Source organism: Streptomyces sp. NRRL S-31, assembly GCF_000718775.1.
Lineage (GTDB): Bacteria > Actinomycetota > Actinomycetes > Streptomycetales > Streptomycetaceae > Streptomyces.
Genome location: NZ_JOCB01000017.1, coordinates 49039 through 74122 on the forward strand (window position 1 = coordinate 49039; position 25084 = coordinate 74122).

The 25084-nt window shown below is 74.5% G+C and carries 20 protein-coding genes; 11 read left to right on the top strand and 9 right to left on the bottom strand.

The window, feature by feature from the left end:
- The first annotated feature begins 72 nt into the window (after positions 1-72).
- Positions 73-801, top strand: a complete 729-nt coding sequence (locus tag IF37_RS0109765) for a hypothetical protein (RefSeq protein ID WP_253915713.1) — start codon at positions 73-75, stop codon at positions 799-801.
- A 27-nt stretch (positions 802-828) separates the two neighbouring features.
- Here the strand turns inward: IF37_RS0109765 and bla are convergent, their stop codons facing one another.
- Entirely contained in the window at positions 829-1782 is a 954-nt protein-coding gene (gene bla, locus IF37_RS0109770) for a class A beta-lactamase (RefSeq protein WP_253915714.1), read from the bottom strand.
- A 126-nt stretch (positions 1783-1908) separates the two neighbouring features.
- Here bla and IF37_RS0109775 point away from each other — a divergent pair, with 126 nt between their 5' ends.
- Positions 1909-2880, top strand: coding sequence for a LysR family transcriptional regulator (locus IF37_RS0109775; protein WP_030739367.1), 972 nt, complete (start codon positions 1909-1911; stop codon positions 2878-2880).
- Positions 2877-3812 (top strand): serine hydrolase, encoded by a 936-nt coding sequence (locus IF37_RS0109780; protein ID WP_030739370.1) that lies wholly within the window; start codon positions 2877-2879, stop codon positions 3810-3812. The genes IF37_RS0109775 and IF37_RS0109780 overlap by 4 nt, the downstream gene beginning before the upstream one ends.
- A gap of 72 nt (positions 3813-3884) precedes the next feature.
- Here IF37_RS0109780 and IF37_RS0109785 read toward each other — a convergent pair whose 3' ends face one another.
- The 4 genes from IF37_RS0109785 to IF37_RS0109800 all read right to left on the bottom strand — a co-directional run bounded on the left by IF37_RS0109785 (position 3885) and on the right by IF37_RS0109800 (position 8720).
- The gene (locus IF37_RS0109785; RefSeq protein WP_030739373.1) at positions 3885-4538 is read right to left on the bottom strand and encodes a response regulator transcription factor; all 654 of its coding nucleotides are present in this window, start codon (positions 4536-4538) and stop codon (positions 3885-3887) included.
- Complete coding sequence (locus IF37_RS0109790) at positions 4535-5677, bottom strand: sensor histidine kinase (RefSeq protein WP_253915716.1); 1143 nt, start codon at positions 5675-5677, stop codon at positions 4535-4537. Before IF37_RS0109790 ends, IF37_RS0109785 begins: the two co-directional genes overlap by 4 nt.
- A gap of 346 nt (positions 5678-6023) precedes the next feature.
- Positions 6024-8249, bottom strand: a complete 2226-nt coding sequence (katG, locus tag IF37_RS0109795; RefSeq protein ID WP_030739378.1) for a catalase/peroxidase HPI — start codon at positions 8247-8249, stop codon at positions 6024-6026.
- A gap of 33 nt (positions 8250-8282) precedes the next feature.
- Positions 8283-8720: a Fur family transcriptional regulator gene (locus tag IF37_RS0109800; RefSeq protein ID WP_030739381.1), complete on the bottom strand. Its 438-nt coding sequence runs from the start codon at positions 8718-8720 to the stop codon at positions 8283-8285.
- Between the two features lie 721 nt (positions 8721-9441).
- Between IF37_RS0109800 and IF37_RS0109805 the strand changes: the two genes are divergently transcribed.
- From IF37_RS0109805 to IF37_RS0109830, 6 genes are all read left to right on the top strand, one after another.
- Positions 9442-10617 carry an acyltransferase gene (locus IF37_RS0109805; protein ID WP_030739384.1) on the top strand — a complete coding sequence of 392 codons (1176 nt, stop codon included), beginning with the start codon at positions 9442-9444 and terminating at the stop codon, positions 10615-10617.
- 624 nt (positions 10618-11241) lie between these two features.
- On the top strand, positions 11242-12135 hold the full coding sequence (locus IF37_RS0109810) for an STAS domain-containing protein (RefSeq protein WP_030739387.1): 894 nt from the start codon (positions 11242-11244) through the stop codon (positions 12133-12135).
- Entirely contained in the window at positions 12132-12512 is a 381-nt protein-coding gene (locus IF37_RS0109815; protein ID WP_030739389.1) for an STAS domain-containing protein, read from the top strand. The genes IF37_RS0109810 and IF37_RS0109815 overlap by 4 nt, the downstream gene beginning before the upstream one ends.
- Entirely contained in the window at positions 12512-12958 is a 447-nt protein-coding gene (locus tag IF37_RS0109820) for an ATP-binding protein (protein WP_030739391.1), read from the top strand. The genes IF37_RS0109815 and IF37_RS0109820 overlap by 1 nt, the downstream gene beginning before the upstream one ends.
- On the top strand, positions 12955-14016 hold the full coding sequence (locus tag IF37_RS0109825) for a SpoIIE family protein phosphatase (protein ID WP_030739393.1): 1062 nt from the start codon (positions 12955-12957) through the stop codon (positions 14014-14016). The genes IF37_RS0109820 and IF37_RS0109825 overlap by 4 nt, the downstream gene beginning before the upstream one ends.
- Positions 14000-15658, top strand: a complete 1659-nt coding sequence (locus tag IF37_RS0109830) for a PP2C family protein-serine/threonine phosphatase (protein ID WP_030739395.1) — start codon at positions 14000-14002, stop codon at positions 15656-15658. Before IF37_RS0109825 ends, IF37_RS0109830 begins: the two co-directional genes overlap by 17 nt.
- A 153-nt stretch (positions 15659-15811) precedes the next feature.
- Here the strand turns inward: IF37_RS0109830 and IF37_RS0109835 are convergent, their stop codons facing one another.
- The gene (locus IF37_RS0109835; RefSeq protein WP_030739397.1) at positions 15812-18091 is read right to left on the bottom strand and encodes a catalase; all 2280 of its coding nucleotides are present in this window, start codon (positions 18089-18091) and stop codon (positions 15812-15814) included.
- A gap of 445 nt (positions 18092-18536) precedes the next feature.
- Positions 18537-20000 carry an aminotransferase class I/II-fold pyridoxal phosphate-dependent enzyme gene (locus IF37_RS0109840; RefSeq protein ID WP_030739400.1) on the bottom strand — a complete coding sequence of 488 codons (1464 nt, stop codon included), beginning with the start codon at positions 19998-20000 and terminating at the stop codon, positions 18537-18539.
- 140 nt (positions 20001-20140) lie between these two features.
- Here IF37_RS0109840 and IF37_RS0109845 point away from each other — a divergent pair, with 140 nt between their 5' ends.
- Complete coding sequence (locus tag IF37_RS0109845) at positions 20141-21307, top strand: amidohydrolase (RefSeq protein WP_030739403.1); 1167 nt, start codon at positions 20141-20143, stop codon at positions 21305-21307.
- 54 nt (positions 21308-21361) lie between these two features.
- Here IF37_RS0109845 and IF37_RS0109850 read toward each other — a convergent pair whose 3' ends face one another.
- Complete coding sequence (locus IF37_RS0109850) at positions 21362-21706, bottom strand: ANTAR domain-containing protein (RefSeq protein ID WP_052845068.1); 345 nt, start codon at positions 21704-21706, stop codon at positions 21362-21364.
- Positions 21707-21839: 133 nt separating this feature from the next.
- Between IF37_RS0109850 and IF37_RS0109855 the strand changes: the two genes are divergently transcribed.
- Entirely contained in the window at positions 21840-22796 is a 957-nt protein-coding gene (locus tag IF37_RS0109855) for a helix-turn-helix transcriptional regulator (protein ID WP_030739409.1), read from the top strand.
- Between the two features lie 4 nt (positions 22797-22800).
- Here the strand turns inward: IF37_RS0109855 and IF37_RS0109860 are convergent, their stop codons facing one another.
- Complete coding sequence (locus IF37_RS0109860; protein ID WP_030739412.1) at positions 22801-25047, bottom strand: discoidin domain-containing protein; 2247 nt, start codon at positions 25045-25047, stop codon at positions 22801-22803.
- Between the last annotated feature and the right edge of the window lie 37 nt (positions 25048-25084).

Sequence of the window (25084 nt, forward strand, 5' to 3'; positions counted from 1 at the left end):
GGGCGGGCCGGGCCACCGGCCCCGGCCCGCCCCGGACGGCCGTCCCCGGCGGGCACCCGGCACACTGTGGGGGTGAACGACTTCCCCCTCGTCGACCGGGCGCCCGCTCCGCGGTGGTACGGGCGCCTGCGGGTGCGGACCGACGACCTCTCCCCCGCCGACTGGCTGGTCCCGCGCGGGTCGCACACGGCCGCCCTCGGCTCGGTGGCGGGCGTCGCGGCACCGGGCTTCGCCGCCTACGCACGGATCCTGCACCCGGCCCGGCTCGACGAGCGGCCGGTGCGCTGGTCCACGGTGGCCACCGCCCTGGGCACCCGGGTGACACCGGTCACCCGCTGGCACGAGGTCGTCGGGACGGACCGGGACGGCGCCCACCGCACCGGCCTCGAACTGCCCGGCGTGTGGGACGAGTCCCCCGACGAGGGTCCGACCCCGCCGGACGTCGCCCGGGCGCTGCTGCCCGTGCTGTCCCGGCACACCGCGACCCCGCGGGAGTGCTGGTTCGGGCTGTGGAGCGGGTACGGGCGCTGGGACTGGGAGCGGTGCCCGACGTTCCTGACGCCGGGTCGCGACGAGATCCTGCTGGCCGGCCGGCTGGCCGACGCCGTCTCCCCGGTGACCCTGGACGAGTTCACCGAGCTGCCCGACCTGTGGTGGCCCGCGGACCGCGCCTGGTGCCTGGGCGGGGACGTGGACCTGGCCAGCACCTATGTGGGCGGCTCCCCCGAACTGATCGCCGATCTGCTGGCCGCAGCGGACCTGGAGGCGCACCCGGTGGCCCAGGGCGACCCCGTCGGCTGACCGTCCCGGGCGACGGACGGACGGGTGTCACTCGCCGGGGGCGAGGGTGCGGGCCACGATCGACGCCGCGTCCGCGATCAGCGCCTCGTCCACCGGGGCGTCCGGCATGGTCTTGCTCGACAGGACGGCCAGCACGACGGGCGTCTGCCGGGTCGTCCAGGCCACACCGACGTCGTTGGCGGTCGCATAGGAGCCGGTGCCGGTCTTGTCCGCCACGACCCACTCCCGCGGCAGCCCCGCACGGAACCGGCGCCCGCTGGTGGTGTTGCCCTTCAGCCAGCCGACGAACCGCTCGCGGTCGGCGCCGGCCAGCGCGCCGCCCAGGGCCAGCCGCTCCAGGACCGAGGCGATCGCCTGCGGGGTCGTGGTGTCGAGCAGTTCCCCGGGAACCGCCGCGTTCAGCTCCGGCTCCCACCGGTCGAGCCGGCTCACCTCGTCGCCGAGCGACCGGAAGAACCGCGTGAGACCGGCCGGACCGTCGATCTCGCGCAGCAGCAGGTTGCCGGCCGCGTTGTCGCTGTACTGGATCGCCGCCGCGCACACGTCGGCGACGGTCATACCGGTCGCCTGGTGCTTGTCGGTCTCCGGTGAGTTGGCCATGCTGTCGTGCGGCGGGTAGTGCAGCACCCGGTCCATGGGCGCGCGGCCGCCCTGGTCGCGGAGGACCGCCGCGGCGGCGAACGCCTTGAACGTGGAGCACATGGCGAACCGCTCCCCCGCCCGGTGGGCCACCGTCCGTCCGGTGCGCGCGTTGAGCGCGTACACACCGAGGCGGGCGCCGTAGCGCCGTTCCAGTTCGGCCAGTTCGGCCTGTCCGGCGCGTGCCCGGGCGTCCGGGGCGGCGGTGGCGGCCGGTGCGGTGAGCGCCGTGGCGGCCACCGCGGCGCCGGTGACCGCGAGACCGGCCTTGATCAGGCCGCGGCGCGGCAGCGGGGCGGGGCGGTCGGCGCCGGGCATGGGCATGGGCATGGGCATGGGCATGGGCAGGATCCTCCGAGTCGTACGGGAGCGGCGTCGGGCTTCGACGAGGACAGCGAAACAGCCCGGTCCCACCCATGTCCAAGAGGGAACTTTCACCTGTCCATGCCTTATTGATATGACTGCCGGGTGGATCTCCTGGCACACCTCGAAGCGTTCGTGGCGACGGCCGACGAGGCGGGCTTCTCCCGGGCGGCCGACCGGCTCGGGATCGCCCAGCCGCTGCTCAGCCGCCGGATCAAGACGCTGGAGGAGCACTTCGGCGGCTCGCTGTTCGACCGTTCCCGGCGGCAGATCGCCACCACCGAGCTGGGCGTGCTGCTGCTGCCCCACGCCCGGGACGTGCTCGACCGGGCCCAGCGGCTGCGGCAGGCCGCCCACTCGGCCCGGCGGTCGCGGGTGCGTGCCGTCGGCGTGCCCGCGGACTGCGCCCCGGCCGCGCTGGCCCGCGCCATCCGCGCCGGCACCGAGCGCGGCATCACCCTCGGCATGCGCGAACTGCCGCCTCCGGCACGGGCGTTGGGACTGACGGACGGTTCACTCGCGTACGCGCTGGTGCGGGCCGCTCCGGAACGGGCCGCGCTGCGGGTGCCGTTGGGCCTCGCGTCCGCCCCGTCGGCGGACGACGGCGGGGCCGCACGGCGTACGGTCCACCTCGACGATCTGCGGCCGCGCCGGAGCCGTGGCGCCGCGCCTCCCGCCCCGCCGCCCCTGCTGCTCCTGGCCGAGGAGCGGGTGCCCGAGTTCGAGGACCGGCTGACGCGGGCCGCCGCCCGCGCCGGGCTGCCCGCGGGACGCGTCCGGCCGGCCGGGCCGGCGGCGACCGCGCTCGCGGAAACACTGGCCGGGCACGCGCTGCTGCTGTGCGCCGAGCCGTACGCCCGGCAGCACGGTGCCCACTGGACACCGCTGACCGACCGCGCGCTGCACCGGGGGTACGACGTCGGCGCCGCCCCGGGCCCGCACGGCGCGGCGGACGTGCCGGACTGGCTGGCCGCGCTGCTCGCGGCGGCGGTGGGCGCCGTACCGCGAAGGCGCGGCGGCCCGGGGCCCGGGGCCGCGAGCGAGGACGTCACCGCGCGGCTGGCGGCACACGGATGAGCGCGGCACCGGCGCACCACCCGGTGTACACCGGCGGCCACGGCGCCCTCCTCGGCGTCGCCGAGTCCATCGCCGCCGACTGGGCGGCGCTCGGCGTCCGCGGCTCCTTCCTCGCCCGCAACCTCGACACGGGTGAGCAGCTCGGCTTCGACGCCGACGAGCCGGCGCCGCTGGCCTCGGTGGCGAAGGTCCCGTTCGCGCTGGTGGTGCTGGACCGGATCGCGTCCGGGGAACTCGACCCGGCACACCCCGTCACCGTGCACCCGGGGACGAGCAGCGTCGGCCCCACCGGGCTGGCCGCCTTCCGGCACCCGGCCACCGTGGCCGTCGGCGACCTGCTCCTGCTGATGCTGTCGGTGAGCGACAACGCCGCCGCGGACGCCCTGTTCGGCCTGGTGCCGGCGGCGGAGGCCGATGCCCGGCTGCGCGCCTGGGGCTGTGCCGGAATCCGGATACGGCACCGGATGAACCACCTCTACGAGTGCGCGGCCGGCGCCGCCGGCAACGACTTCTCGCTCGCGCTGGAGCTGGCCGTCCGTGACGAGCGGACGGGCCGGCACACCATCGAGACGCTGGACCCGGCCCACGCCAACGCCGGCTCGGCCGCGGCGCTCGTCGCTCTGCTGGAGCGCGTGTGGCGGGACGGGATCGCCACTCCTGCGGCGACGGCGGAGCTGCGCCGGCTGATGGGGCTCCAGGTCTTCACACACCGGCTGGCGAGCGAGCTGCGCGCGGACACGCTGCGGTGGAGCGGGAAGACCGGGACGTTCCTGCACCTGCGGCACGAGATCGGGGTGGTCGAGGCGGAGTCCGGGGACCGGGTGGCGATGGCGGCGCTGACCCGTGCGGACCGCCGCGCCGCGCTCGCCGCCGACATCGACCTGGCGATCGGGGCCGCGGGGCGGGGGGCGTTCGAGGCGCTGCGGGGGTGAGGGGCCGTCGCCGCCCGGGCGGGCGCCGGTCCGTCGTGGCCGCCCGGGCCGCCGGGGCGCCCGCGCGTCCCTTCAGGGCAGCAGGCGTTGTTCCTTCGCCACCGCCACGGCGCCGGCCCGGGTGTCGACGCCCAGCTTGTCGTAGATCCGGCGGAGATGCGTCTTGACGGTGGCCTCGCTGATGTAGAGGGCGCGGGCGATGGCGTGGTTGGGCAGGCCGCGCGAGAGGTGGGCGAGGATGTCCCGTTCCCGGGGGGTGAGGGTGGGACGGGGGTCGCGCAGCCGGGACATGACCCGGTCGGCGACCGGGGGCGAGAGCGCCGGGCGGCCCTGGGCGGCGGCGTGGATCGCCGTGAAGAGGTCCTCGGCGCGCTCGGCCTTCAGCAGGTAGCCGGTGGCGCCCGCCTCGACGGCGCGGGTGACGTCGGCGTCGGTGTCGTACGTGGTGAGGACCAGGACGTGCGGGGCGGGCCGCTCGGCGCGCAGCCGGCGGGTGGTCTCGACGCCGTCGATGCCGTCGCCGAGTTGCAGGTCCATCAGGACGACGTCCGGGGCGGTCCGGCGGGCGAGGGCGAGTGCCTCCTCGCCGCTGCCCGCCTCGCCGACGACCTCGATGTCCGGCGCGCTGTGCAGCAGCGCCAGCAGCCCGGCGCGTACGACCGCGTGGTCGTCGCAGACGAGGATGCGCACCGGTGTCCGCGCGGCCGTCCCGGGCGGGTGGGTCATCTCGGCTCCAAGGGGATCGCCGCCGACAGGGCGGTGCCCTCGCCCGGTGCCGACTCGATGGTGAGGGTGCCGCCCAGCTGGCGCAGGCGGGCGCGGATGGCGGGCAGGCCATGGCCGCGCGACTCCGTCGCGGCGGTCGCCGGCGCGGGGGCCGTGCGCGGGTCGAAGCCGCGGCCGTCGTCCGTGACGTCCAGGACGAGTCGGTCGTCCAGGCAGGTCAGGGTGAGGGTGGCGGTGGTGGCCGCCGCGTGTTCGCGGACGTTGGCGAGGGCGCCCTGGGCGATGCGCAGCAGGGCGGACTCCACGGGGCCGGGCAGCGGCTCGGGCGGGCTGCCCTCGGTGTGCACCCGGACGGTGAGCGCCGTTGTCGTCTCGCGTTCGGCGACGGCGCCCAGGGCCTGGAGCAGCCCCCCGCCCTCCGCCAGATCGGCCGGGGTCAGATCGTGGACGAAGCGGCGGGCCTCGGCGAGGCTGCGCTCGGCGATCGCCGCCGCCGTGCGGACGTGGTCCCGGGCCGTGCCGGGCTCGGTGTCCCACAGGCGGTCGGCCGCCTGGAGCAGCATCCGCTGGCTGGACAGGCCCTGGGCGAGGGTGTCGTGGATCTCCCGGGCGAGCCGTTCGCGCTCGGCGAGGGTGCCCTCGCGGCGCTCGGTGGCGGCGAGGTCGCGGCGGGTGCGGACCAGGTCGTCGATGAGGGCGTCCCGGCGGGCCGCCTGGCGCTGCATGACGACGAACACGGTGGTGGCGACGGCGGCCACGGCGGGCGGGGCCAGCAGCACGTTCGGGTCCGCCCAGCCGGCCAGGCTGAGCTGGGTGGCGACCGCGAGCGCGGTCAGCAGCGCCACCAGCCAGATCGCGGCGCGCGACGGGAGGGTGCGCAGGCCGGTGTAGAAGAGCGGGACCGCGCACCAGGCGAAGCTCGGCGCCAGGACGACCAGCAGCGCCCAGGCCGCCACGACCAGGCCGAGCCAGGTGAGCCGGCGCGGGGTGGGGCGGGTGCCGAGGGCGGGGCCGAGGACGTAGAGCGCGGCCAGCAGCGCGGACAGGGCGATCACCCAGGGGGTGTGCGGTCCGTCGGCGTGCCGGGCCAGGTAGCGGGCGACGGACGCGGACAGCAGCACGAAGAACGCCGTGTGCATGACGACGGTGAGGGCGCGGGTGTCGTCGCGTTCGGGCACGGCCACCGCCGGCACCTCCCTCGACTCCGCGCTGAACTGGGCAAACACCCTCCATTGTGCCCGTGCGCGGTGGAGGCGGGGTCATCCGATCGGATGACCCCGGGCCTCCGGTGCGCGTGTCACCCGCAGGCCGGGTCCGCACGGGACGCGTGCCGCTGACGCGGGGGGGCCGTACGCCCCCGGCCGCCGGCGCGGACGGGGACGGCCGGTTGCCGGGAGAACGGAAACGTCCGGGCCCGCCCTCGGGGGGCGGACCCGGACGTGCCGGTCAGCGGGTCGAACCGGTCACCGACCGACGGTCACCGGGTCAGACGAGGTCGAACCGGTCCGCGTCCATGACCTTGTGCCACGCGGCGACGAAGTCCCGCACGAACTTCTCCTTCGCGTCGTCGCTGGCGTAGACCTCGGCGAGGGCGCGCAGCTCGGAGTTGGAGCCGAAGACGAGGTCGGCCCGGCTGCCGGCCCACTTCACCTCGCCGGTGCTCGCGTCCCGGCCCTCGAAGGTGGTCTGGTCCTCGGAGGTCGCCTTCCACGCCGTGCCCATGTCGAGCAGGTTGACGAAGAAGTCGTTGGTGAGGACGCCGGGCGTCTTGGTGAGGACGCCGAGCTGCGACTGCTGGTAGGTGGCGCCGAGGACGCGCAGACCGCCGACGAGCGCGGTCATCTCCGGGGCGCTGAGGTTCAGCAGGTTCGCCTTGTCCAGCAGCAGGTATTCGGCCGGCAGGCGGTTGCCCTTGCCGAGGTAGTTGCGGAAGCCGTCCGCGGTCGGCTCCAGCGCCTCGAAGGACTCGGCGTCGGTGTGCTCCTCGGTCGCGTCCACGCGGCCCGGGGTGAAGGGCACCCGGATCTCGAAGCCGCCCTCCTTGGCGGCCTTCTCCACTGCGGCGGCACCGCCGAGGACGATGAGGTCGGCCAGGGAGACCTTCTTCGCCCCCGAGGAGGCGTTGAAGTCCTGCTGGACGCCCTCGAGGACGCGCAGCACCTGGGCCAGCTCGTCGGGCTCGTTGACCTCCCAGCCGCGCTGCGGGGCCAGGCGGATGCGGGCGCCGTTGGCGCCGCCGCGCTTGTCGCTGCCGCGGAAGGTGGAGGCCGAGGCCCAGGCGGTGGTGACCAGCTGGGCGACGGACAGACCCGACTCGAGCAGCTTGGTCTTGAGGGTGGCGACGTCGCCGTCGTCGATCAGCTCGCCCTCGCGCTCCGGCAGCGGGTCCTGCCACAGCAGGGTCTCCTGCGGGACCTCCGGGCCGAGGTAGAGCGACTTCGGGCCCATGTCACGGTGGGTGAGCTTGTACCAGGCGCGGGCGAAGGCGTCCTTGAACTCGTCCGGGTTCTCGTAGAACCGGCGGGCGATCGGCTCGTAGATCGGGTCGAAGCGCAGCGCCAGGTCGGTGGTGAGCATCCGCGGGCGGTGCTTCTTCGTCGAGTCGTGGGCGTCGGGGATGATCTCCGGCGCGTCCTTCGCCACCCACTGGTTGGCGCCGGCCGGGCTCTGCTCCAGCTCGTACTCGAACTCGAAGAGGTTCTTGAAGAACCCGTTGCTCCACTGGGTCGGCGTGGCGGTCCAGGTGACCTCCAGGCCGGACGTGATGGCGTCGCCGCCCTTGCCGGTGCCGTAGGTGCTCTTCCAGCCGAGGCCCTGGCCCTCCAGCCCGGCGGCCTCGGGGTCGGCGCCGACGTTGTCGGCGGGGCCGGCGCCGTGGGTCTTGCCGAAGGTGTGGCCGCCGGCGATCAGGGCGACGGTCTCCTCGTCGTTCATCGCCATGCGGCGGAACGTCTCACGGATGTCGCGGGCCGCGGCGATCGGGTCCGGGTTGCCGTTCGGGCCCTCCGGGTTGACGTAGATCAGACCCATCTGGACGGCGGCGAGCGGGTTCTCCAGCTCGCGGTCGCCGGTGTAGCGCTTGTCGTCCAGCCAGATCTTCTCGGGACCCCAGTAGACGTCCTCCTCGGCCTCCCAGACGTCCTCGCGGCCGCCGGCGAAGCCGAAGGTCTCGAAGCCCATCGTCTCCAGGGCCACGTTGCCGGTGAGGATCAGCAGGTCGGCCCAGGAGATCGACTGGCCGTACTTCTTCTTGACCGGCCACAGCAGACGGCGCGCCTTGTCCAGGTTGCCGTTGTCCGGCCAGCTGTTGAGCGGGGCGAAGCGCTGCTGGCCGGCGTGGGCGCCACCGCGGCCGTCGCTGATGCGGTAGGTGCCCGCGCTGTGCCAGGCCATGCGGATCATCAGGGGGCCGTAGTTGCCGAAGTCGGCGGGCCACCAGTCCTGCGAGGTGGTCAGCACCTCGGCGATGTCCCGCTTCACGGCGGCGAGGTCGAGGGCCTGGAAGGCCGCGGCGTAGTCGAAGTCCTCACCCAACGGGTTGGCCACGGCCGGGTTCTTGGCGAGGATCTTGAGGTTGAGGCGCTCCGGCCACCACTGGCGGTTGCCACCGCCCTGGGCCGGGTACAGGGCCCGGTCGTGGGCGACGGGGCAACCGCCGCTTCCCTCCTCCGACTTCGCGTCTGTGACGATCGCGTCGTGGTTCTCAGTCATGACTATCCTTCCGAACTGTGCGGAGCGCGGTGCTCAGGAACTGCGGCCGTTGGAACAGCCGGGGCAGGTGCCCCAGTAGACGACCTCGGCCTCGTCGATGACGAAGCCCCGGTCGTCGGAGGCGGTCAGGCAGGGCGCGTCGCCGACCGCACAGTCGACGTCGGCGACGGCACCGCAGGACCGGCAGACGATGTGATGGTGGTTGTCGCCCACACGCCCCTCGAACCGGGCCGGGTGCCCGGCCGGCTCGATGCGGCGCACGAGGCCCGCCGCGGTCATCGCGTGCAGGGCTTCGTAGACGGCTTGCAGTGAGATGTGGCCTACGCGATCGCGGACTCCGGAGGCGATCGCCTCGACACCGAGGTGGTCGCCGTCCCGGACGGTCTCCAGCAGCGCGACGCGGGCTGCCGTCACGCGCAGGCCGGCACCGCGGAGCTCCTCGGCGGTGTTCGGTGTCGGGGAGGCGGTCATGGGCTGAACCTACCCTCATAAACACGAACGGTTCAATAAAACGAAGGGTGCAATTCCGGCCGTGTGCCGTCGTCGGCCGTTCACCCACACGCCCCCTCCCGGACCCGCCCGGACCTGCGCTTACTCTTCCGCCATCACTCTGGCACAGATCCGGGCGGGGCGGTGTACGTAGCGAGCCGGGCGTCCCCGCGAACGGCTGGGCCCGCACGCGGGCACACGCCGGCCCGGTCTCCGTCCCCGTCTCCGCGCACCGGGCGCGCGGGCGTGCCGCCGACGGCCGGGCAGGGACTTCGGGGCCTCGGCGGGGGTCGACGGCGCGGACGTACGGCACGCCCCCCGAGGCGGGGCAGGGGGATCGGCGGGCGACCGCCTTCCTGGTCCGCCGGCCAGGAGATCCGGCCGCTGCTCGATCCCCGCGCGGACGGCCGTCGGCAGGGGCGTGAGCGAGCGCACCGTGGGGCCGCGGGCGCGGCGTGCCGCTCGGCGGTGGATGTCCGGGGCGCGGCGTGCCGCCCGGCGGTGGGTGTCCGGGGCGCGGCGGCGTGCGCCACCGCGCCGGGGCGTCACTCGTGCGGGCCCACGGGTCCCGCCGTCCGTGGCACCCGCGGCGGTCCGCCGTCCGGCAGCCGTGTGATGTTCGCACCCCGGCGTGATGGACCGGGGGCAACCGGGCAACGTACCCCTTCATGCCCCACGCGTACCTCCTGCGGCAGGTGATCCGATGACCACGGCGACGAGCCCCACGCTCCGGACGCCGCCCGCCCGGACCGGTGCGGCGGCCGACGCCGCCCCCGCACCGGCCGTCCCGTCCGCCCTGCCGTCCCTCACCGGTCTGCGCTGGATGGCGGCGCTGCTGGTGTTCGGACTGCACGTGCACAACTTCGGCTGGTTCGGCGGCACGGGTGGCCGCCTCGTGGCCTGGGGCTTCGGCGCCGGTGCCACCGGGGTGTCGTTCTTCTTCGTCCTGTCGGGGTTCGTGCTGACCTGGTCGGCGCGGCCCCGCGACCGCGCGCTCGCGTTCTGGTGGCGGCGCGTCGCGCGGATCTACCCGGTGCACCTGGTCACCCTCGCCGTCGCCTTCGTCCTGGCGTGGGCGGTGACCCACCAGGCGCTGCCGACGCCGAAGCAGGCGCTGGCGAACGCGCTGCTGCTGCACGCGTGGTGGCGCCCGTGGTGGCAGACGCTGAACCCGGTGAGCTGGTCCCTGGTCTGCGAGGCGTTCTTCTACGCCGTCTTCCCGGCGCTGATCCTGCTGCTGCGCCGGCTCGGGGCGCGCGGGGCCGCCGCGCTGGGCGGGCTGTCGACGGCGGCGGTGCCGGTACTGGCCTGGGCGGAGGCCCACCACTGGTGGAGCCAGTCGGTCTACTCGTTGCCCGTCGCGCGGCTGCCCGAGTTCGTGCTCGGCGCGGTCACCGCACGGCTGGTGCTGCTCGGCCGCTGGCGCGGGCCGGGGCTGGAGGCGTCGCTCGCCCTGGCCGTCGTCGGCTACTTCCTGGTCCCGCAGGTCACGCCCGGCTACTCCGCCACCGTGTGCACCATCGCCGGGTTCGCCCTGCTGATCCCGGCCGCGGCGGTCGCGGACGTGCGCGGGCTGCCGTCCCTGTGGCGGCGCCGGCGGATGGTGCGGCTCGGGGAGCTGTCGTTCGCCTTCTACATGATCCATCTGCTGGTGCTGCGCGCCGCGACGCCCCTGCTGGGCAGGAAGCCGCACTTCGGCGTGGTGCCGGGGCTGGCCGTCACCACCGCCGCGTTCGCCGTGTCGCTGGCCCTGTCCTGGGTGCTCTACGAGGGGGTGGAGCGCCCGGCCCGCCGGCTGCTGCTGCGCCACCGCCGGCCGGCCCCGCGCCCCGACCCGCGCCCGGCCCGCCGGGGGACCGGGACCGCTGCTCGGGACTGACGGCGGCGCAGCCGCCCGCCTGACGCGAGGGGAATCCGGCCGGGCCACCCGCTGGTCACCGGGCCGCAGGACCCTCCTCCCGGGGCCGGCGTCGCACGCGCGGGTGACGTCCGCAACAGCGAGGAGAGTCCTGAGGGTTTCGGGGTAGGCGCCTGTGCGACACCGGCCCGCGGCGCACCCTCGCGGGCCGGCCGCACTCGAACGCACCGAAGGAGCCGAGTCGTGCGCGGGAAGCACACCCGGGGGAACCGGCGGCCGGCCGGTCCGTCCCCCGCCCCTGCCCGCCGGCGCCCGTCCGCGCGGGACGCCTCGGCCGGCCGTACCCGCGCACGGGTGCGGGCGGGGGCGCGGTCACGGGTGCGCGACCCCCGCCGGGCCGGGGAGCCGCGGCACGGCGGCCGGGAGGCGCCCTGCGGCACCGCCCGCCGCCCCGGCCCCTCGCCGGTCCGGCCACCCGCCCGACCACCGGCCCAACCACCCTTGACGCGCACCGGAGTTGCCCCGGTCACGGGGGGCGGGGGCGGGTTTGGGCCGCCCGCGCGGCGGGAGCTACGGTGTCCGGTCGGCGATGATCGGCTTCGGGGAACCGGCCGGTCGGCCCACCCGGCCGCGCGAGAGGAGAGGATGACAGTGCCCGAGCAGGACACGGCCGCATCGGCCCCGCAGGTGGTGAGCGCCTTCCTGGAGCAGCGCAAGGAGCAGATCGCCCAGCGCTGGGCCGACGCCCCCCTGTTCCGTTCGGTCTTCACCGTCTCACGGGACGAGGCGGTCGAGGCGTGCAAGGCCGTGGTGGAAGCGCTCTCCGAGGTGGCCGTCAGCGGACGGCTGGAGGACATCGGGGCGCCCGGCTTCGGCACCGTGCGCGACCAGCTGGGGCGCATGTCCGGTGCCCGGGCCCGCGCCGGATCCACCCCGTCCCGGATCGCCGCCGAGGTGGCGGGGCTGCGCGGCCCGGCGGTCGACCTGCTGCGCCGGGAGTTCGCCGACCCCGCGGCCCCGCGGGCCCAGGAGAGCGTGCTGGCGCTGACCCTGCTGCTGGGCACGCTGCGCCTGGTCGTGATGGAGACGGCGCTGGACGCGAACGCGGAGCTGATCGAGCGGCAGCGCCAGCAGCTGCTCGAAGTGGCCACCCCGGTCATCAAGTTGTGGGAGGGCACGGTCGCCGTCCCGCTGATCGGGACGCTGGACAGCGCGCGCAGCCAGGTGGTGATGGAGTCGCTGCTGGAGGCGATCGTCGACCAGCGGGCGCGGTACGCCATCCTGGACATCACCGGGGTGTCGACGGTCGACTCGCTGGTGGCGCAGCACCTGATGAAGACGGTGGCGGCGGCACGCCTGATGGGCGCCGAGTGCATCGTCTCCGGGATCCGCCCGGCCATCGCGCAGACCATCGTGCAGCTCGGCATCGATCTGGGCTCGGTGCTCACCCGGGCCTCGCTGGCCGACGCGCTGGCCTACGCGCTGGGCCGGCAGGGCATCGAGGTGTCCCGTGCGGACACGGCGGCGGACGCCCGGTGAACCAGCCCGTCCCCGCACCGCCGGCCCAGGTCCCGGTACTCGCCCTGGGCGACGTCCTGCTGGTCTCCCTCCAGGGCGAACTCCACGACGGGATGGCCGAGCAGCTCCAGCACGACATCACCGGCCGCATCGCGACCAGCCGGGTGACCGGGGTGGTGCTCGACATCTCCGGGGTGGACATCGTCGACTCCTTCCTCGGCCGGGTGCTCGCGGAGATCGCCTCCACGGCCCGGCTGCTGGCGGCCCGCACGGTGCTGGCCGGGATGCGCCCCGCCGTGGCGATCACCCTGGTCGAGCTGGGGCTGACGCTGCCCGGTCTGGTCACCGCCCTGGACGTGGACCGCGCCATGGAACTGCTCTCGCAGAGGGGGAGCTGATGCAGCGGTCCGGCCAGGCGTCCGCGACGAGCCTGCCCATCGGCTCGGACGCGGATCTGGCCTGGGTGCGGCAGGAGGTCAGGCAGTGCGCCGCGGGGCTCGGCTTCGGTCTGGTGCAGCAGACGAAGCTGGTCACGGCGGCGAGCGAGCTGGCCCGCAACACCCTGGTGCACGGCGGCGGCGGACGGGTGGAGATAACACCGGTGGACAACGGCCGCAGCAAGGGGCTGCGGATGTCCTTCATCGACAGCGGTCCCGGCATCCGCGACCTGGAGCTGGCCATGACCGACGGGTACACCACCGGCGGCGGACTCGGGCTCGGGCTGTCCGGTTCCCGGCGGCTGGTGCAGGAGTTCCATGTCGACACCGAGCCCGGCCGGGGCACGACCGTCACGGCCGTCGCCTGGGTGGCCCAGGTGCCCGCGTCCCGGCCGGGGGTGCGATGAGCCGGGTGTGGGAGGTTCCGGTGCACGATTCCACCCGGGTCCGGGACGCGCGGATCGCGGCGCGCGAGGCGTGTGCGGCGGCCGGGTTCGCCCCCGCCCGCACGGCGGCGGGGGAGCTGGTCGCGACCGAGCTGGCGACCAACCTGCTCAAGCACGCCGGCGGGGGCCTGATGGTGGTGAACCTGGTGCGGCCGCCGGACGGCGCGGGCACGGCGGTCCAGCTGTTCTCGCTCGACCACGGCCCCGGCATCGCCGACGTGGACGCCGCGCTGGGCGACGGCTACTCCACCGCCGCCGCCGGCTCGCTCGGCGCGGGGCTGGGCAGCTGTCTGCGCCGTGCCGACGCCTTCCGTCTGTACAGCCGGCCGGGCCGCGGGACCGTGACGGCGGCCCGGATCGACCCGGAGCCCGGCGGGCGCGGCGCGGCGACGGCCGAGCCGCCGGCGGGCGGGATCACGGTGGCCCTCGGACAGGCCGGGCAGTGTGGCGACGCCTGGGCCTGGGCGCGCTCCGGGAGGTTGCTGACGCTGCTCCTCGCGGACGGTCTGGGGCACGGTCCGAAGGCGGCGCACGCCTCCGCCGCGGCGGTGGCGGAGCTGGACCGCGCCGCGGGCCTGCCGCCCGCGGAGCTGCTGCGCCGGCTGCACACCGCGCTGCGGCCCACCCGTGGGGCGGCGGTCGTGGTGGCCCAGGTGGACCCGGACCGGGCGGAGATCGCCCTGGCCGGGGTCGGCAACGCCGGCGCCCGGGTGCGCACCGGGGACTCCTGGACGTCCTGCCTCTCCCATCCGGGGATCGTCGGGGCGTACTTCCCGGCGCACGTCCCCGTCCACCGGCTGCCATGGCGGCGGGACAGTCTGCTCGTCGCGCACAGCGACGGACTGCCCAGCCGGTGGACGCCACCGGAGGACCCCTCGCTGCTCGCCCACGATCCGTCGGTGGTGGCCGCGGCGATCCTGCGTGACGCAGGCAGCCCCGCCCGCCCCGTACGCGACGACACCAGTGTGGCCGTACTGGCCCCCGACCGCCGGACCAGCCCCTATGACAGCCGCCTCTGACACCTGGACCATCGCCCGCGCCGCCGACGGGGCCCGCGCCCGTGCCCTGCTGGCGCGGCTCGCCGCGGACGCCGGTGTGCCCGTGCCCGACCGCGCCCGCTTCCTGTCCGCGCTCGGCACCCGGCTGCGCCGCGCCCTGGCCTCGGGCGGCGCGGAGCTGGCCGTGACCGCCGGTGCCGACGGCCGGCTGCGGGTCGCCCTGGGCGGCCCGGAGCCCTGGCAGTACACGCTCGTCTGCCCCTCCCCCGTGCCCGGCCCGCTGCCCCGCCCCGACGACACCCCGCTCGCCGAGGCGCTGCTGGACGCCGACGAGGACGCCGCGGCCCTGCTGACGGAACTGGCGGAGACGGAGGAGCTGGTCCGGCTGCACCGGGAGGAGCTGCACCAGACCAACCAGGGCGTGCTGGCGCTGCACGCCGAGCTGGAGGCGGCGGCGCGGGCGCAGCGCGCCCTCCTGGACGCCGAGCGGGCGGCCCGCGCGGAGGCGGAGAAGGCCCGCCGGCTGCTGACCTTCCTGGCCGACGCGAGCGCCGCCCTGAACGCCTCCCTGGACCACGAGGACATCGTGCGCCGGCTGCCCGAGCTGCTGGTCCCGGGGTACGCCCGGCACGTCGACGTCTGGCTGATGGACGACGAGCGGATGCCGACGGAGGAGCCGGCGGCGGCCACGATGCCGGCGCTGCGCACCGGCCGCCCGCAGCACGCGGGCTCCCGGCCCGGCGGACTCCCGGGCGTGGACGACCTGCCGGCGTCGGCGCTCTGCCCGGACCGGCCGCTGCTGTGCCTGCCACTGGGCGCGCGCACGGTGCAGGGGGTGCTGACGCTGGTCGCGCCCGGCGAGCGCTTCGACCCGGACACCACCGTGATGCTGCTGGAGCTGGCCCGGCGGGCGGGCACCGCCCTGGACAACGCGCGCCGGTACGAACAGCACCGGGACGTCGCCGAGGCCCTCCAGCGGGCCCAGCTGACCGACCTGCCCGACACGCCGGGCCTGGCGCTGGCGGCGCGCTACCTGCCGGCGACGCGCGGGCTGAACATCGGCGGTGACTGGTACGACGCGTTCTCCCAGCCGGACGGCAGTGTGCTGGCGGTGATAGGGGACGTCACGGGGCACGGGCTGCGCGCGGCGGTCATCATGGGCCAGTTGCGCACCGCGCTGCGTGCCTACGCCGTCGAGGGCAACGGTCCGGCGCGGATTCTGACCCTGCTGCACCGGATGCTCCGCCACCAGCAGCCGGAGCTCTACGCGACCTGCGCGATCGCCCGGTTCACGCCCGGGGAGCCGGACATGGTGTGGGCCGCCGCCGGGCATCCGCCCGCGGTGGCCCGCGGTCCCGAGGGCGAGGTGCGGGTGCTGGAGGCGAAGCCGGGGATCATGCTGGGCGTCCCGCTGCCGTACGAGTACGAGGAGCACACCGTCGAGTTGCCGACGGGTTCCACCGTCGCGCTGTACACGGACGGGCTGGTGGAGCGGCGGTCCGCGGGGATCGACGCGGGCATCGACCGGCTCGCCCGGGCGATGGGGACGCTCGGCCCGGTGGACCTGGACGGGGCGGCCGACGCGCTGCTCAAGCCGATGCTGCACGACTCCGAACACGACGACGACATCTGTCTGTTGCTGTGCCGCACCCTGCCGGGGTGAACGGCCGTGCGCCGGCCCCCGGTCGCGGGGACCGGCGCCCGGGCGGATGTTGGCGTCGGGTACGGCTCCATCACACCCGGCGTCCGCGTCCCTCGCCTCCCCGGATACGCCGGCCGGGGGAGCGCTCTGCCCGGGCGCTCCCCCGGCCGGTCGTCAGGCCGCGGACGGGAACCGTTCCCAGACGCGGTGCGCGCCGAGCAGTTGGGTGAGCTGCTGGAGCACGGCGGTGGCGGTGTCGCCGGCGATCACCCCGGGCGCCTCGAGCGGGATGCCGGCCGCCTCCAGGGCGACTTCGCCGCCCTTGGCGGCGCCGATGGCCTTGCCGTGCCGGAACGCCTCCGCCAGCAGCAGCCCCACCCGCGGGTCGGCGGTGCCCGGCTGGACGCCGGGCTGGCCGGCCTTGGCGTCGCGGGCGCCGAAGGCGTCGACGCCCACACCGGGCGTGCCGGCCACCAGCAGCGCGTCGAACTCCACGGAGCGCGCGGTGGTGTAGGTCCGCTGGACGGTCAGGGCGTCCGCGCCGTCGCCGAGGGTGCCGCCGGCCGGTGCGACGACCAGCGGGACCATGCCGGCGTCGAGCACCTCCTGGCGTACCGCCCGTACGCCGTCGAGGTCGCCGTCGGGGCCGGTGAGGATGCCGATGACGCGGCCGTCGGTGGGCCAGGTGTGCCCGACCTGGGAGAGGGCGGGGCTCGGTTCGACGTCGGCCAGGGGCACGGTGGGTTCGGGCGCGGGCAGGCCGAGGCCGGCGGCGACACCGGCGCACAGTTCGGGGTCGACGTTGGCCAGGACGCGCAACGCCCGTTCGCGGATGGCCTGCTCGTAGCACTTGCCGAGTTCGAAGGTGTACGCGTGGATGATGTGCTCGCGCTCCACCGGGCTCATGCTGAGCCAGAACCGGCGCGGCTGGCTGAAGTGGTCGTTGAAGGACTCGGGCGCCTCGCGGACCTTGGTCGCCTCGGGGACGCGTACCGGCGTCTCGACGTAGGCGCCCATGTCCGCGCCGGCGGTGAACGGGCATCCGCCGTCGAGGGAGTTGGGCCGGTAGGGGGCCACGCCACGGTGTACGGCCGTCTGGTGGAAGCCGTCGCGGAGCATGTCGTTGACCGGGGCGTGCGGCCGGTTGATGGGGATCTGCGGGAAGTTGGGACCGGCCAGCCGGGTGATCTGGGTGTCCAGGTAGGAGAAGAGCCGGCCGGCGAGCAGCGGGTCGTCGGTGATGTCGATGCCGGGGACGAGGTGGCCGACGTGGAAGGCGACCTGCTCGGTCTCGGCGAAGAAGTTGGTGGGGTTGCGGTCGAGGGTGAGCAGCCCGATCGGCTGCACGGGGGCGAGTTCCTCGGGGACGATGTTGGTCGGGTCCAGCAGGTCGATGCCCTCGAAGGTCTGGTCGGGGGTGTCGGGGAAGGTCTGGATGCCGAACTCCCACTGCGGGTAGGCGCCCGCCTCGATGGCGTCGGCGAGGTCCCGGCGGTGGAAGTCGGGGTCGACGCCGCCGATGATCTGCGCCTCCTCCCAGACCAGGGAGTGCACGCCCAGCTTCGGCTTCCAGTGGAACTTCACCAGCGTCGTCCCGCCGTCGGCGTCGACCAGGCGGAAGGTGTGGACGCCGAACCCCTCCATGGTGCGGAACGAGCGCGGGATGCCCCGGTCGGACATGTTCCACAGCGTGTGGTGGGTGGCCTCGGTGTGCAGGGTGACGAAGTCCCAGAAGGTGTCGTGGGCGCTCTGTGCCTGCGGGATCTCCCGGTCCGGGTGCGGCTTGCCGGCGTGGATGACGTCCGGGAACTTGATCGCGTCCTGGATGAAGAACACCGGGATGTTGTTGCCGACGAGGTCGAAGACGCCCTCGCTGGTGTAGAACTTGGTCGCGAAGCCCCGGGTGTCGCGGACCGTGTCGGCCGAGCCCCTGGAGCCCAGCACGGTGGAGAAGCGGACGAACACCGGTGTCTCGACGTCCTCGGCGAGGAACGCCGCCTTCGTCACGTTCGCGGCGGTGCCGTAGCTGCGGAACACGCCGTGCGCGCCGGCGCCGCGGGCGTGCACCACGCGCTCGGGGATGCGCTCGTGGTCGAAGTGCATGACCTTCTCCCGCAGGTGGTGGTCCTGGAGGAGCACCGGTCCGCGGGGGCCCGCCTTGAGGGAGTGGTCGGTGTCGTACAGCCGGGCGCCCTGGGCGGTGGTCAGGTAGCTGCCGCTCTGCGCCATCCGGGCCTGGTCGGCACCGGTCGGCTGACCGGTCGGCGAGACGGTGTCCGGACCGGTCTGGTCGGGCTTGGGCGGCAGCGGCTCGTGCGGGTCGACCGGCTCGGCCACCGACGGTGACTTCGACCCGGGCTTGCCGGGGATGCCGTCCTCCGGACCCGAGGGTCCGCCCTGGAGGGCGTCCGTCACCTTGTCCGCCGCTCGCTTGAGGGGGTTGGTCTCGCTCATCGGTTGCAAATCCTTCGCTGGTCACGGGTGGGCGGGTCCGGCACGTACGAGCTGGTGCCCGGTGCGCGGTGGCCACGCCGGGGACGTGCGGCCGACACCATGGCCGGTCCTGGCGGAACCAGGTGGAGAGGGGCGGTGCGGGCGGCCTCGTACCGAGGTCCCCGGGGCGGGGCGTCCGAAACCGGGAACATCACGAGGAGTCACCGGTCGGGGTGAAGTCGGGCCGTCTCCCATCGATTTACCGGGGCGGCGGGCCCGCCGGACACGCCGGCCCGGAGACCGCCGGCAGGGCCAAGGGCCCCCTGCCGTGCAGGTCTTCCATCAGCAGGGCCGGCTTCTTGACCCGGGGGCAGACCGGCGCCCGGCCGCCCGCATCGCCACCCTAGGCGCTGCGGGCGGGGGGCGCAGTTCGGGAGGGGCCGGGCGCGGACGGCCGTCCGGCCGGTCAGGGGCGGGTCAGCACGCGCAGGGTCTCGAGGGAGGAGTCCGCCGAGTCCGAGACGAGGAAGCCGTGGGCGATGCCGCTGCGCAGGTAGTCGACGACCTCGGCGGTGATCACCTCGCCCGGCGCCACGACCGGTACGCCCGGCGGGTAGGGGCTGATCGTCTCGGCGGCGACCCGGCCCACGGCCCGCTCGGCGGGCACCTGTTCGGCGGGCCCGAAGAACGCGTCGCGGGGCAGGACGGCCTGCTCCAGTTCCAGGGCGCCGGGCGGGGGCAGGTGCACGGCGGGCCGCCGCTCGATGGTGTCCGCCCGCTCCACCAGCGTGCGCACGGACTCCACCAGGAGCTTCTCGGTCTCGTCGTCGTCGGAATGGGTGATGGAGGCGGTGATCCGGCAGGTGTCCGAGCCGCCCATGTCGATGTGGCAGTGGGTGCGCAGCCACTCCGTCGCCTGCATGCCGCTGATGCCGAGGTCCCGTACGTCGACGACGATCTTCAGCGGGTCGAACTCGGCGGCCAGGCCCTCCTCGATGACCTCCCCGCCCATCACCCGCAGTCCCGGCAGCTCCCGCAGCCGGGCCCGGACGCGTTCGGCGCGGTGCAGGGCGGCGTCCAGGAGCCCATGGCCCTGCTCGACCATCTGCCGCCGCCAGCCGTCGAGGGTCGCGTAGACCAGGCTGGACGCGCTGGTGGTGCCGAGCAGGTCCTCGCGCTGCTTGAGCACGACGGGTGGGATCCGGTCGTGCTGGAGGTGGAACACCGAGCTCTGCTCGATCGCGCCGCCCATCTTGTGCACGCTGGTGAGGACCAGGTCGGCGTCGGCGTCCATGCCCCAGGTGGGCAGACCGGGGTGGAACGGCAGGTGGGCGCCCCACGCCTCGTCCACGATGAGCGGTACGTCCCGGGCGTGGCAGACGTCGGCCACGCCCCGGATGTCGGCGCAGGTGCCCCAGTCGGTGGGCGTGATCAGCAGCATGCCCTTGGCGTCCGGGTGCTCGCGCAGCCGGTCGCGTACGTCGCCGGGCTCGGGCGGGTGCGCCATGTGCCGCTCGTCGTCGAACTTCGGGTGGACCCAGACCGGCTGCACACCGTTGATGATCACCGCGGCGATGACCGACTTGTGGGCGTTGCGGGACAGCAGCAGCTTCTCCCCCGGTCCGGCGACCGCGAGCATCGCCGTCTTCACGGACAGGGAGCTGCCGCAGGTGGAGAAGAACGCCTTCTCCGCGCCGACCGCGTCCGCCATCAGTTCCTGTGCCTGTTCCAGCACGCCCTGGGACTGGCGGCGGTCGTCCAGCCCGTTGAGGCTGAGGACGTCCGAACGGAAGACGTCCAGCCCGAGGATCTCGGCCACCCTCGGATCGGCGCCCCGGCCCTGTTTGTGCCCGGGAGGCCCGTACACCACGTCCCCTCGTCGCCGGAACTCCTGAAGAGCCTCCAGGACGGGTGCGCGGGAGTGATCCATGGCTGCCTCCTGAGCTGTTCGGTTCCGCACGCACCGTGTTGCACCGCAGGGGCGCGTCAAACACCGCGGGACCGGTGTCGGCGGCCGCTCGGGTGGAACCCGGGCCGGGGAGCACGCCCCGCCGGACCACGGGAGGTCTCGTGTCGCTGTACCGCCGGATCAAGGAGGAGGTCGCGCGGCGCGCCGACGCGCTGTGGGCCGTGGCGTCACAGCTGCACGCGGACCCGGAGACCGCGTTCGCCGAGCACCGGGCGGCGGCGCTGCTCACGGGCGAGCTGGAGGGCGCCGGCTTCGCGGTGCGGCGCGAGGTGGCGGGACTGCCGACCGCGTTCACCGCGCGCTCGGGCGAGGGCCGGCCGGTGGTGGCGTTCCCGCTGGAGTACGACGCCCTGCCGGGGCTGGGCCATGCCTGCGGGCACAATCTGATCGCGGCGGCCGGGCTGGGGGCGGCCCTGGTCGTGGACGCCGTGCGGGACGGCGTGCCGGGCACGGTCCTCGCGGTGGGCACGCCGGCCGAGGAAGGCGGGGGCGGCAAGGCCCTGGAGGCGGATGCCGGGCTCTTCGACGGGGTGGACGCCGCGCTGATGTTCCACCCGGGGGTGTACGACTGGGCGCGGGCGCCGCTGACCGCGCAGGAGCAGTACCAGGTCGCCTTCCACGGGCGGGCCGCGCATCCGACGGGCGACCCGACGGAGGGCATCGACGCGCTCGCCGCGCTGATCGAGCTGTTCAACGTGGTGTCGGCGCTCGGCCGGCGGCTGCCGGAGGGCTCCCACGTCCAGGGCATCGTCACCCGTGGCGGCACGGCCACGAACATCGTCCCGGAGTACGCCGAGGGCCGGTTCGGGCTGCGTGCGCTCACCACCGCCGCGCTGGACGAGCTGGCGGCACAACTGCGCACGGCCGCCGAGGGCGTGGCGCTGGCGACCGGTACGACCGTGACGCTGGACCGGGCGAGCGTGCGGTACGAGCACTTCCGGGACAGCGCGGTGCTGTCCGAACGGTTCGCCGGGCACCTGGACCGTGCCGGGATCTCCCTGACCCCGCCCGCTCCCGGCGTCTACCTGGGCTCCTCCGACATCGGCAACGTCAGCGGCCGGGTGCCCGCCATCCACCCCTTCGTCGCGATCATGGGCGCCGAGGGCTCCGACCATACCCCGGAGTTCGCCCGCGCCGCGGCGTCGGACCGAGCCCGGGACGTCCTCCTGGCCGTGGTGGAGGCGCTGGCCTGCACGGCGGCCGACGTCCTGCGGGACCCGCCCCTGCGCGACCGGGCCTGGGACGACCTGCGCCGGGCCGGGTCGTGACGGCGGATCGCGGACCGGGACCGGGCGGCCGGCCGACCGGGGCGGGGGCGGTGTTCAGGCCGGGTGGTCGCAGTGCGGCTCGCGGCCGTTGCGCGGGGCGTCCGCGGTGGCGCGCGCGTGGTCCACGGCGGCGGGCAGCGACCGGCGGATCACCTCGGGCAGCCGGCCGCGGGCCGGCCACTCCACCAGGCACCGCGCCACCTCGCGGAGCTTGATGTTCGTGTGCTGCGACATGTGTCTCAGGGCGTCCCAGCCCTGCTCCGGGCGCAGCCCGGACACGGTCATCACGACACCGATCGCCTGGTCGATCAGGGCGTGCGAGACGAGGGCCTGACGCAGCTGCCCGACTTCCTCCTGTAGCGCTCTCAGCTGGTCCGTCTGCTCGTCACGTCCGATCATGCGCTCACCTTGCGCGGCTGGTGCCCCCGGCGAAAGCCGCGCGGCGAAGAGCTTGCCGCCACACTGTCCGGAAAACGAAACACCGCTGGTCACGCCGGACATGAAGGAGTTCACACGGGGCAGGAGGGACCTCATGGAATCGCTCACCTTCGACAGCGACGACCTGGACGTCACGGAGGACTTCCTCAGCCGGGCCTACGCCAGGATGCGTATCGCCAGCGGTACACCCGGCGGTTCGAACCGGGCCCGGGTGCACCGCGCCGCGATCCCCTCGGTGAGCGTCGACGAACTCGCGCTGGACTTCGAGATGGACTACTCGGTGACGCCGCTGGGCCGGTTCTGTCTGTGCGTCGTGCACGAGGGCACCGTGCGGGACCACGCCTTCCAGGGCGTCGAGGACTCCTTCGGCCCCGGTGACGTGGTGCTGTTCGCCCCGCCGGACCTGCCGTACTCGGGGCGGATCCGCAACGCCCGGTACAACATCACCATGCTGGATCCGGCGCTGCTCGCCCAGGTGGCGACGGGCCCGGACGGCTCGCGGCCGGTGCGGCTGACCGGGCACCGGCCGCGTTCCGCGGCGGCGGCGCGCCAGCTGATCCGCACGATCGGCCACCTGCGCGACACGGTGCTCGTCGATCCCGCGGTCGCCGACCAGCCGCTGGTCGCGGCCACCGCCGCCCAGCACCTGGCGGCGAGCGTCCTGGCCGCGTTCCCGAACACGGCCCTGGACGAGCCCGCCGGGGCGGACCGGGACACCGTCCACCCGGCGGTGCTGCGCCGTGCTCTCGCCTACATAGACGACCACGCGGACCAGCCCGTCACGGTCGGCGACATCGCCGGTGCCGCCCATGTGACGGTGCGCGCGCTCCAGTACGCCTTCCGGCGCCACCTGGACACCACTCCCCTGGGCCAGCTGCGCCGGGTGCGGCTCGCGCACGCCCACCAGGAGCTGGTGGCCGCCGACCCGGACGGCGGGAGCACGGTCACGGAGATCGCGGCCCGCTGGGGTTTCCACCATCCGGGCCGCTTCGCCTCCCTGTACCGCGACACCTACCGCCGGGCCCCGCACGAGACGCTGTCCGGCGGCTGACCGGTCACGGGAAGGTCGTCACCTTCGACGGGACCGTGCCGGTGCCCGAGGTGGGCGCGCCGGTGCTGTTGACGACGTGCGCGTACTGGCCCTTGCCGCCGAGCGAGATCACTTGCAGGTCGTGCAGCTTGATTCCCGGGCCCACCGGCACCTGGAAGCCGTGCGCCTGGACGATGGAGGGGTCGGCCGTGTAGTTGCAGTAGCTGCCGAGGCCCCACGCCTCGTGGGTGGTCACGGAGTCGGCGACCTTGTAGGCCGCGTAGCCGGTGATGCCGTCGTGGGTGATGGCGGCGGCGTTCGGGGCGTCGTAGGCCTTCTCGTTCTGGAAGAAGATCGTCCGGCCGCGCTCTCCGCTCCAGTACACGTCGTACTTGTTGAAGTGTTCGACGAACAGGCCCGTGGCGAGCACGTCGTCGCCGTTGACCCGGAGACCGTAGTCGGCGCGGTTGGTGTCCCAGCCGACGCCGCTGCCGTGGTCGGCACGCCAGATCCAGGTGTGGTCGATGACGACGTCGTCGCTGTCGACCACCACGGAGTCGGTGGCGAGGCCGGGACCGGCGCCGCCGATGCGGATGAACACGTCCTGCATCGTGGTCGGGTTGGCGGAGTGGTCGATGTGGGCGCCGGGCGTGCCGATCCGCAGCAGTGTGTCGGAGTTGACGGGGCCGGCGTCGATGAGGAAGCCGGCGAGCCTGACTCCGTCGACATCGGCGACGTGCATCGCGTCGACGCCGTTGTCCGGGACCAGGGTGGCGAGGCCGAGGCCGAGGACGACGGTGTTCGCGCGGGTGACGTCGATGGTCCGGTCGAGGTGGTAGACGCCGGGCGTGAACAGGAGGTTGAGGCCCTGGGCGAGGGCCGCGTTGATGGTGGCGGCCGTGGCGCCGGGCTTGACGACGTAGAACTGGTCCAGCGGGATGGAGGTGCCCGCGTTGGCCGGCCAGCTCACGCCCCGGGCGTTGGTGCGCTTGGCCGGCACGAACACCTTGTAGGCCGAGCCGTCCAGGTAGAGGAACGGCTTCTCACGGGAGACGGGGGTGGTGTCCAGGGTGGTGTACGGGCCGCTGTCGAAGTTGGTCGCGGGGGCGCCCTGGACGCCGGAGAACGTCATGTTCCAGACCCCGTTGGTCCAGCCTCCGACCGAGCTGTCCCGGGTGTACCACTGCTGCTGGGAGTACGGGCCGACCGTACCGTCGATCTTCGAGTCGGCGATGTAGCCGCCGGAGGCCCAGCCGTAGCCGTTCGGGGCGAGGTTGAGGCCGCCCTGGACGTGGATGCGGCGGAACGGCGCTGCCTGGGCGACGGCCCAGCGGTCGGTGCCGTTGGACGGATTGATGGCGAGGTTCTCCGCCGAACGCCAGAAGTTCTGGGTGGCGTTGCCGTTGAACCAGCCCGCGTCCACGGTGACGTCACCGTTGATCCGGGTGTCGTCGGGGTTGAGACCGAGGCCGGAGATCGAGGTGTAGAAGCCGAGTTGGGCGTTGATGCCGTTGTAGGTGCCGGGCTTGAGCAGGAACTGGTGGCGGCCGGTGCCGAACTGGGCGGATTCCTGCTGCTTGAAGACGTCGTCGAACTTCTGCTGGAGGTTGGGGGTGGAGGGGTCGACGACGATGACGTCGGGCCCCAGGTCGCCGCCGCCCTGGACCGGCGGGACGCCGGTGCCGCCGGTGTGCACGGCGACCTCCCACAGGGAGTAGCCGTAGCCGGTGCCGCGGGCGGTGCCGTGGATCCGGACGTACCGGCCAAAGCCGCTGACGTCGTACGACGCGGTGCCGCCTGTCGCCCCGGTGACGCTCTTCAGGGTGCTCCAGCTCTGGCCGTCCGAGGAGGCCCGGATCTGGAAGTCCTTGCCGTAGGCGGCCTCCCAGCTCAGGTCGACCTTGCACAGGTCCTGCACCGAGCCGAGGTCCACCTGGAGCCACTGCGGGTCGGCGGCCTGGCTCGACCAGCGGGTCGCGGTGTTGCCGTCGAAGGCGGCGGAGGCGGGCGTGCCGGCGTTCTCGGTGGAGGAGGCGGTGGCGGGCCGGCCCTGGGCGGCGTTGGCGGTGCCGCAGCCGGCCTGGGTGCCGCCGGCGGCCTGGTCGGCGGTGGCCTTGGCGGCGGTGGCGCCGGCGTTCTCCTCGGACGACGCGGTGGCCGTCCTCCCCTGGGACAACGGGGTCTCGGCGGCGTTGGCCGAGGGGTGGGTGGCGGGCAGGGCGATCAGCGCGGCCGTCGCGGCCAGCGCGACACCCAGCGGTCTCAGTCTCATTCGGCGGCTCCGGAGGAAGGGGCGGGGACGCGGGACG